Annotated in this window: 7 protein-coding genes; 2 read left to right on the top strand and 5 right to left on the bottom strand. The window is 57.3% G+C overall.

Translation table 11 applies throughout. The features are described 5' to 3' along the window. Positions 1–172: 172 nt before the first annotated feature. From EQV96_RS16990 to EQV96_RS17010, 5 genes are all read right to left on the bottom strand, one after another. Positions 173–1,663 carry an acetyl-CoA hydrolase/transferase family protein gene (locus EQV96_RS16990; RefSeq protein WP_094999510.1) on the bottom strand — a complete coding sequence of 497 codons (1,491 nt, stop codon included), beginning with the start codon at positions 1,661–1,663 and terminating at the stop codon, positions 173–175. A 181-nt stretch (positions 1,664–1,844) separates the two neighbouring features. Next, positions 1,845–3,281, bottom strand: coding sequence for an NAD(P)(+) transhydrogenase (Re/Si-specific) subunit beta (locus EQV96_RS16995; RefSeq protein WP_094999509.1), 1,437 nt, complete (start codon positions 3,279–3,281; stop codon positions 1,845–1,847). After that, positions 3,278–3,601, bottom strand: coding sequence for an NAD(P) transhydrogenase subunit alpha (locus tag EQV96_RS17000; RefSeq protein ID WP_003438157.1), 324 nt, complete (start codon positions 3,599–3,601; stop codon positions 3,278–3,280). The genes EQV96_RS16995 and EQV96_RS17000 overlap by 4 nt, the downstream gene beginning before the upstream one ends. 11 nt (positions 3,602–3,612) lie before the next feature. Further along, the gene (locus EQV96_RS17005; protein ID WP_094999508.1) at positions 3,613–4,734 is read right to left on the bottom strand and encodes a Re/Si-specific NAD(P)(+) transhydrogenase subunit alpha; all 1,122 of its coding nucleotides are present in this window, start codon (positions 4,732–4,734) and stop codon (positions 3,613–3,615) included. Positions 4,735–5,171: 437 nt separating this feature from the next. Next, positions 5,172–6,068 carry a LysR family transcriptional regulator gene (locus tag EQV96_RS17010; protein ID WP_094999507.1) on the bottom strand — a complete coding sequence of 299 codons (897 nt, stop codon included), beginning with the start codon at positions 6,066–6,068 and terminating at the stop codon, positions 5,172–5,174. A 158-nt stretch (positions 6,069–6,226) separates the two neighbouring features. On the opposite strand from EQV96_RS17010, the gene EQV96_RS17015 reads away from it, so the two are divergent. Together EQV96_RS17015 and EQV96_RS17020 are read left to right on the top strand one after the other, a co-directional pair. Beyond that, on the top strand, positions 6,227–7,408 hold the full coding sequence (locus EQV96_RS17015) for an acyl-CoA dehydrogenase (protein ID WP_094999506.1): 1,182 nt from the start codon (positions 6,227–6,229) through the stop codon (positions 7,406–7,408). A gap of 14 nt (positions 7,409–7,422) precedes the next feature. After that, positions 7,423–8,643, top strand: a complete 1,221-nt coding sequence (locus EQV96_RS17020; RefSeq protein ID WP_094999505.1) for a CaiB/BaiF CoA-transferase family protein — start codon at positions 7,423–7,425, stop codon at positions 8,641–8,643. Positions 8,644–8,796: the final 153 nt, after the last annotated feature.

Here is an 8,796-nt window from a genome sequence, read left to right on the forward strand (position 1 = left end):
GACTCAACTGTACCTGTCCGCACCTAAGTGGTGCGAAATTGGCCCGAAGGTGAGTCAAAGTGAGTGTTACGGGTGGGAAATGACCAGTACAGCAGTACAGTTTTTGAAATATAAGGCATAAAAAAGCCGCTGACGTAACAGTATTTACGTCAGCGGCTGTCTAGCTCGCGGGTTACGGCAGCATTTTCCCGGTTTCTTCCAGGTTGATATGCCAGCTCAGGGCTTCGCGCAGGATGTGCGGGGTGTGGCCGCCAATCGCACAGGCCTTGGCGAAGTAGTCATTGAGAGCTTCACGGAAGTCCGGGTGCACACAGTTGTCGATAATGACCCGTGCGCGCTCACGCGGCGCCAGGCCACGCAGGTCGGCCAGACCCTGTTCGGTAACCAGGATGTCGACGTCATGTTCGGTGTGGTCAACGTGGCTGACCATTGGCACCACGCTGGAGATCGCACCCGCCTTGGCAATGGATTTGGTCACGAAGATCGCCAGGTGCGCGTTGCGGGCAAAGTCACCCGAACCGCCAATGCCGTTCATCATCCGCGTGCCGCACACGTGAGTGGAGTTGACGTTGCCGTAGATGTCGAACTCCAGGGCGGTGTTGATGCCGATGATACCCAGGCGACGAACCACTTCAGGGTGGTTGGAAATCTCCTGCGGGCGCAGGACCAGTTTGTCCTTGTAGCGCTCCAGATTGCCAAATACGTCCGAGTTGCGACGCTCCGACAGGGTGATGGAGCTGCCCGAAGCGAAGCTCATCTTGCCCGCGTCGATCAGGTCGAAGGTCGAATCCTGCAGTACTTCGGAGTACATGGTCAGGTCTTCGAACGGCGAGTCGATCAGGCCGCACATCACCGCGTTGGCGATGTTGCCGATACCGGCTTGCAGCGGGCCGAGCTTGTTGGTCATGCGCCCGGCTTCAACTTCGGCTTTAAGGAAGTTGATCAGATGAAAGGCGATACCGTCGGTTTCGCTGTCCGGCTCGGACACGGTGGATGGCGAGTCCGGCTTGTTGGTGATCACGATGGCGACGATTTTTTCCGCCGGGATCGGGATTGCGGTGCTGCCGATACGATCGTCGACCTTCACCAGCGGGATCGGTGTACGCGTCGGACGGTAGGTCGGAATATAGATGTCGTGCAGACCTTCCAGGTTCGGGTTGTGCGCCAGGTTGATCTCGACGATCACTTGCTTGGCGAAAATCGCGAAGCTGGCGGAGTTGCCCACGGATGTCGTCGGAACAATATGACCTTGTTCGGTAATGGCCACTGCTTCAATAACTGCAATGTCCGGCAGCTTGAGCTGATTGTTGCGCAACTGCTCAACGGTTTCGGACAAATGCTGGTCGATAAACATCACTTCACCGGCGTTGATCGCCTTGCGCAGAGTGCTGTCTACCTGGAACGGCATGCGACGGGCCAATACGCCGGCTTCCGTCAGTTGCTTGTCGAGGTCGTTGCCCAGGCTGGCGCCGGTCATCAGGGTGATTTTCAGCGGCGACTTCTTGGCCCGCTCGGCCAGGGCCTGGGGGACGGCTTTGGCTTCGCCGGCACGGGTAAAACCGCTCATGCCGACAGTCATGCCGTCTTGGATAAGGGCGGCGGCTTCTTCGGCGCTCATGACCTTATCGTGCAGGGAGTTCAGGCGAATACGTTCACGGTACATGGATTGTTATCTCGGGCAACGGAAGCAAGAGGCGCAGTCTATTCATTTTCAGAGCCTTGCGTCCCGCTACCATGGTCGAATGCCAGCGGCCGATTTAGAGCCTTTGGTCGGGTTCCTTGGAAAAAGAAAAACCCCGGCCAATAGAGCGCCGGGGTTCTCGATGTTGCGTTGGTGCGCGATGTTACTCGACAGCTTTAACCATATCTTCAATAACTTTCTTGGCGTCACCGAAGACCATCATGGTTTTATCCAGGTAAAACAACTCGTTATCCAGACCGGCATAGCCGCTGGCCATTGAGCGCTTGTTCACGATGACAGTCTTGGCTTTATAGGCTTCGAGGATCGGCATGCCGGCAATCGGCGATTTTGGATCGTTCTTGGCCGCCGGGTTGACCACGTCGTTGGCGCCCAGTACGAGCACCACGTCGGCCTGGCCGAACTCGGAGTTGATATCTTCCATCTCGAACACCTGGTCGTAAGGCACTTCGGCCTCGGCCAGCAGTACGTTCATATGGCCTGGCATGCGGCCCGCAACCGGGTGAATCGCGTACTTCACGGTCACGCCGCGGTGAGTCAGCTTTTCCGTCAGCTCTTTAAGTGCGTGTTGTGCCCGTGCCACGGCCAGGCCGTAACCCGGGACGATGATCACGGTGTCGGCGTTGGTCAACAGGAAGGTGGCGTCGTCCGCCGAGCCGGATTTCACCGGGCGGGCTTCTTGCGCACCGGCCGGGCCACCGACGTCGGTTGCACCGCCAAAGCCGCCGAGGATCACGTTGAAGAACGAACGGTTCATCGCCTTGCACATGATGTACGACAGGATCGCGCCCGAAGAACCTACCAGCGAACCGGCAATGATCAGCATCGAGTTGTTCAGCGAGAAACCGATACCGGCAGCCGCCCACCCCGAGTAGCTATTAAGCATCGACACCACCACCGGCATGTCGGCGCCGCCAATCGGGATAATGATCAGCACACCCAGCACGAACGCCAGAGCCAGCATCAGCGCGAAAGCATTGAGGTTGCCGGTCAGCATAAACGTGATGCCCAGGCCCAGCGTGGCCAGGCCCAGTACCAGATTGAGCTTGTGCTGGCCGCCGAATTGTACCGGTGCACCCTGGAACAGGCGGAACTTGTACTTGCCCGAGAGTTTGCCGAAAGCGATCACCGAACCGGAGAAGGTGATTGCACCAATGGCCGCGCCCAGGAACAGCTCCAGACGGTTGCCCGCCGGGATGGCGTCGCCCAGGTGTTTGACGATGCCCAGCGATTGCGGTTCGACCACGGCTGCAATGGCAATAAATACCGCCGCGAGGCCGATCATGCTGTGCATGAAGGCAACCAGCTCAGGCATTTTGGTCATCTCGACACGCTTGGCCATGATCGAGCCTGCTGTACCGCCGACCAACAGGCCAACAATGACGTAGCCGATACCAGCGGTGGCAATCTCGGCGCCCAGCTTGTAGATCAGGCCAACCGTGGTAATGATCGCCAGACCCATGCCGAGCATGCCGAACAGGTTCCCGCGACGAGAGGTGGTGGGGTGCGACAGGCCTTTGAGGGCCTGAATGAAGCAGATCGACGCAACCAGATACAGAACAGTAACCAGGTTCATGCTCATGGCTTGCGCACCTCTTCTTTGGCTTTAGGTGCTTTCTTCTTGAACATTTCCAGCATGCGCCGGGTGACCAAAAATCCACCGAATACGTTTACGGCAGCCAGCGCGACTGCCAGGGTGCCCATGGTTTTACCCAGGGGGGTAACGGTCAGCGCGGCGGCGAGCATGGCGCCTACAATCACGATCGCCGAGATGGCGTTGGTAACGGCCATCAGCGGGGTGTGCAGCGCAGGTGTAACGTTCCAGACCACGTGATAGCCCACATAGATGGCCAGCACGAAGATGATCAGGTTGTAGATACCGGGGGAGATGAGCTCTTCCATTATTATTGTCCTCAGCCGTTTTTGCGCACGACTTGACCGTCGCGGCACATCAGGCACGCGGCGACGATGTCGTCTTCAAGGTTGATCTGGAACTGCCCTTCGGAGGTGAAGACCAGCTTGAGGAAGTCCAGCAGGTTGCGGGCGTAGAGTGCCGAGGCGTCCGCAGCAACCATGGCGGGCAGGTTGGTGTGGCCGACGATGGTTACGCCGTGTTCAACCACGACCTGATCGGCGACGGTCAGCGGGCAGTTACCGCCCTGGGCTGCAGCCAGATCGATGACCACTGAGCCCGGCTTCATCTGGGCTACGGTTTCTGCGCTTAGCAGCACCGGGGCTTTACGGCCCGGGATCAGGGCTGTGGTGATCACGATGTCAGCCTGCTTGGCGCGCTCATGCACGGCCAGTGCCTGGCGCTGCATCCAGCTGGCAGGCATCGGGCGGGCGTAGCCGCCTACGCCAACGGCGCACTCGCGTTCTTCGTCGGTCTCATAAGGCACGTCGACAAACTTGGCTCCAAGCGATTCGATCTGCTCTTTAACCGCAGGTCGCACATCGCTGGCTTCGATTACGGCACCCAGGCGCTTGGCGGTGGCAATGGCCTGCAAACCTGCAACACCGGCACCCAAAATAAGCACGCGAGCGGCTTTGACGGTACCGGCGGCGGTCATCAGCATCGGCATAAACCGCGGATAGTGGTGAGCGGCGATCAGGACGGCTTTATAGCCGGCGATATTGGCTTGGGATGACAGCACATCAAGACTTTGCGCACGAGAGGTTCGTGGAGCAGCTTCGAGAGAGAAGGCGGTGATCCCGCGCTCGGCCAGTTTGGCAATGGTTTCATTGCTGAACGGGTTAAGCATGCCAATCAGCACGGTGCCGGTTTTGATCAGGGCCAGTTCGCTGTCGCTGGGGGCGACAACCTTGAGAATCAGCTCTGCGCCGAAAGCATCTGTAGCGTTGCCAATAGTTGCGCCGGCGGCTTCATAAGCACTGTCGATAACGCTGGCATTAACGCCGGCGCCGCTTTGAACAGTCACTTTATGGCCTTGGCCGATCAGCTTCTTGATGGTTTCCGGGGTTGCAGCAACCCGCGTTTCACCCGTATGGGTTTCGAGAGGAACACCAATGTGCACGTCATATCTCCTGCGTGATCTTTTATAAGAAAGCCAGCGCACTACGGATGGTGCGACTGGGGCGGCCGATCAGCACGATCCCACCAAAAGTATGGGTGGGGCGGGGCATTCTGCTGGCAATTTTTTTGCCCTTCAAGGACTTATGGAGGATGACGAGATACAAACTACAAGTCATGCAGTGACCGAATGTCGCAATGGTCGGCTGCATGCCTTTAAATACGTGGCTTACAGAAGATTTGACGTTTTTTTGAGTTTTTTTCAGATTTCTTTTAGTTATCGCTGCATAACTTTGAGAAATACCCTGTAGGCCGCGTGGTTACTGGCCTGCAGGTTTGTCCAGTTAGACCAAAGTCCCGAGTGTCAAAACGCGACATTTACTTATATATGTAGTGACTTTTTATGCTGCGCTACATAATTGGTGCGGACGATGCGATCCTTTAAATCAGGCTGTAGCCCTCGGCCTGCTTGATCAGCCAGTCTCGAAAGGCCTGCAATGAAGCCGACTCAATTTTGCGTTCGGGGATCATCAGGTAGTAAGCCCTGGTGCTGGGCAGACTGCTGTCATTGGCAATCACCAGGCGTTTTTCGGCCAATTCGCGCTGAATCAAAAAGGGCGGAATCAGGGCGACCCCCATTTCATGCATGGCGGCCTGAGCCAGCATTGAAAAAAGCTCATAACGTGGGCCGCTCATGTCGCGTGGCACATTCATGTCCTGGGCGTTGAACCATTGGCGCCAGGCGTAGGGGCGGGTGGTTTGCTGCAGTAGGGGGAGTTCGGCGAGGGTGTGCGGGGAGAGGCTCTTATGCGGGCCCAGCAGGTTAGGACTACACACGGGTACCGGGTTTTCTCCCATCAGGCGGTAGGACGAAGTGCCGGACCAGTCAGCATCACCGAAGTAGATGGCAGCATCGAAGTCGGTATCTGCGAACAGAAAAGGGCGTGTGCGGTTGGTCAGGTTGACCGTGACATCCGGGTGCTGTTGCTGGAAGTCCTTGAGCCGGGGCAGCAGCCATTGCGTGCCGAAGGTGGGCACCACGGCCAGTTCGATCACGTTGGCGCCTTGTTGGCCCATGACGGACAGCGTGTCCCGTTCTACAGCATCCAGTTGGATTGCAATGCGCCTACTGTAGGAGATGCCGGCTTCTGTCAGTTTTACGCCACGCTTGGAGCGTCGGAACAGTTCTACACTCAGAAACTCTTCCAGGCTGGCGATCTGTCGGCAAATAGCCCCTTGAGTGATGGAAAGCTCTTGTGCGGCCTTGGTAAAGCTTTCATGGCGCGCAGCCGCTTCGAAGCTGATCAGGGCGGTTGTGCTGGGGATCTTGCGGCGCATGTACGGCTTCCTCACTAAATACAGTCAGAAATGGCTTTCATGTGGTTCACGGAGTGAGAAATTATCACAGCATCGTGTCGAATCCTCGTTTGTCCTTCTATATAGAGGGAGCCTAGGATCAGTGCACGATATTTGATCTATTACGCGAGGGTTCTCTCATGGCGGGTAAAGCAAGCTTCAACTGGATTGATCCACTGTTGCTGGATCAGCAGCTCACTGAAGAAGAGCGCATGGTGCGCGACAGTGCCGAGCAGTTTGCTCGGGACAAACTGGCGCCGCGTGTACTTGAGGCTTTCCGCAATGAGAAGACCGACCCTGCAATTTTCCGTGAGATGGGTGAGACCGGTTTGCTGGGCGCGATGATCCCTGAGCAGTACGGCGGCAGTGGCCTTAACTACGTCAGCTACGGCCTGATTGCCCGCGAAGTGGAGCGTGTCGACTCGGGCTACCGTTCAATGATGAGCGTGCAGTCCTCCCTGGTAATGGTGCCGATCAATGAGTTCGGTACCGAAGCGCAGAAGCAGAAGTACCTGCCCAAGCTGGCATCTGGCGAGTGGATTGGCTGCTTCGGTCTGACTGAGCCAAACCACGGCTCTGACCCTGGTGCGATGATTACCCGTGCGCGTTCGGTAGAGGGTGGCTACAGCCTGACGGGCAGCAAGATGTGGATCACCAACAGCCCTATCGCCGATGTGTTTGTAGTGTGGGCGAAGGACGATGAAGGCGACATTCGTGGCTTTGTTCTTGAAAAAGGCTGGAAGGGTCTGACTACACCTGCGATTCACGGCAAGGTCGGTTTGCGTGCGTCCATTACCGGCGAAATCGTCATGGACAACGTATTTGTGCCGCAAGAGAACATCTTTCCGGATGTGCGCGGCCTGAAAGGTCCTTTTACTTGTCTTAATTCGGCTCGTTACGGCATCTCCTGGGGGGCGCTGGGCGCAGCCGAGTTCTGCTGGCACACCGCGCGCCAGTACACCCTTGACCGTCATCAGTTTGGCCGGCCTTTGGCTGCGACCCAGCTGATCCAGAAAAAACTGGCTGACATGCAGACCGAGATTACGCTGGCCCTGCAGGGTTGCCTGCGTCTGGGGCGGATGAAGGATGAAGGTACCGCGGCGGTTGAGATCACTTCGATCATGAAGCGCAACTCGTGTGGCAAATCCCTGGATATCGCACGCATGGCTCGCGACATGCTGGGTGGCAACGGAATCTCCGATGAGTTCGGCGTGGCGCGCCATCTGGTCAACCTGGAAGTCGTGAACACCTATGAAGGTACGCATGATGTGCATGCCTTGATCCTTGGGCGTGCGCAGACCGGTCTTCAGGCGTTCTATTAACAGGAGCTCGGCTCATGGGTGCTTTATCGCATTTGCGGGTGTTGGATTTGTCTCGTGTGCTGGCGGGGCCGTGGGCGGGGCAGATACTGGCTGACCTGGGGGCTGAGGTAATCAAGGTTGAGCGCCCGGGCAATGGTGATGACACCCGGGCCTGGGGGCCCCCCTTCCTTAAAGATGCTTATGGTGAGAGTACGGGGGAGGCTGCCTATTACTTGTCAGCCAACCGCAACAAGCAATCGGTAACTATTGACTTCACCAAGCCGCAAGGCCAGCAACTGGTTCGCGAGCTGGCAGCCAAATCCGACATCCTGATCGAGAACTTCAAGGTGGGTGGCCTGGAGGCGTATGGCTTGGACTACGCGTCGCTCAAGGTATTGAATCCGGACTTGATCTACTGCTCGATTACGGGGTTCGGCCAGACTGGCCCTTATGCCAAGCGGGCCGGCTATGACTTTATGGTTCAGGGGCTGGGTGGGTTGATGAGCCTGACCGGGCGGCCTGAGGGTGAGGAGGGTGCGGGGCCGGTGAAGGTGGGTGTTGCGCTGACAGATATCTTGACCGGGCTCTACTCGACGGTTGCGATCCTGGCAGCCCTTGCCCATCGTCAGCATGATGGTGGCGGGCAGCATATAGATATGGCGTTGCTGGACGTGCAGGTCGCTTGTTTGGCTAATCAGGCGATGAACTATTTGACTACAGGTGTGGCTCCGCAACGCCTGGGTAATGCCCATCCGAACATCGTGCCTTATCAGGATTTTCCGACGGCAGATGGTGACTTCATTCTTACTGTGGGAAATGACAGTCAATTCCGCAAGTTTGCTGAAGTAGCTGGCCGACCCGAGTGGGTCGATGATCCACGTTTTGCTACCAACAAGTTGCGTGTGGCGAACCGGTCGGAGCTGGTACCGCTTATCAGGCAGGCAACGGTGTTTAAAACCACCGCTCAGTGGGTTGCACAGTTGGAGGCTGTCGGCGTGCCTTGTGGGCCCATCAATGACCTGGCGCAGGTGTTTGCTGATCCTCAGGTTCAGGCCAGGGGGTTGGCGATGCAGTTGCCCCATGCGCTGGCGGGGCTGGTACCCCAAGTGGCGAGCCCTATCCGGTTGTCCAAAACCCCGGTGGAGTATCGTAATGCTCCTCCTTTGCTGGGTGAGCATACCCGGCAGGTGCTGGAGCAGGTACTGGGGTTGAAGGCAGCAACGGTGGAGGCTTTAAGGCGGTCGGGTGTTGTGTAGCTATATAGAGGGGGCGTTAGCCCCCTCTATATAGCTGTATTACGGGTGTTTCTGGATTAAGTGATAGAGTCGCTCAATTAGTCCTTGACTCAGTTTTGTAACTGTCTATAATTCGCCCCACTTCCGGCGCAGTCGAAACGGAAAACTCCTTGG

The organism is Pseudomonas sp. TMW22080, assembly GCF_022496745.1.
GTDB lineage: Bacteria > Pseudomonadota > Gammaproteobacteria > Pseudomonadales > Pseudomonadaceae > Aquipseudomonas > Aquipseudomonas bubulae.

Excerpts from the sequence above, each read along its gene's own strand:
- EQV96_RS17000 (WP_003438157.1), bottom strand. The coding sequence starts at position 3,601 with ATGGAAGAGCTCATCTCCCCCGGTATCTACAACCTGATCATCTTCGTG.
- EQV96_RS16995 (WP_094999509.1), bottom strand. The coding sequence starts at position 3,281 with ATGAGCATGAACCTGGTTACTGTTCTGTATCTGGTTGCGTCGATCTGC.
- EQV96_RS16990 (WP_094999510.1), bottom strand. The coding sequence starts at position 1,663 with ATGTACCGTGAACGTATTCGCCTGAACTCCCTGCACGATAAGGTCATG.
- EQV96_RS17015 (WP_094999506.1), top strand. The coding sequence starts at position 6,227 with ATGGCGGGTAAAGCAAGCTTCAACTGGATTGATCCACTGTTGCTGGAT.
- EQV96_RS17010 (WP_094999507.1), bottom strand. The coding sequence starts at position 6,068 with ATGCGCCGCAAGATCCCCAGCACAACCGCCCTGATCAGCTTCGAAGCG.
- EQV96_RS17020 (WP_094999505.1), top strand. The coding sequence starts at position 7,423 with ATGGGTGCTTTATCGCATTTGCGGGTGTTGGATTTGTCTCGTGTGCTG.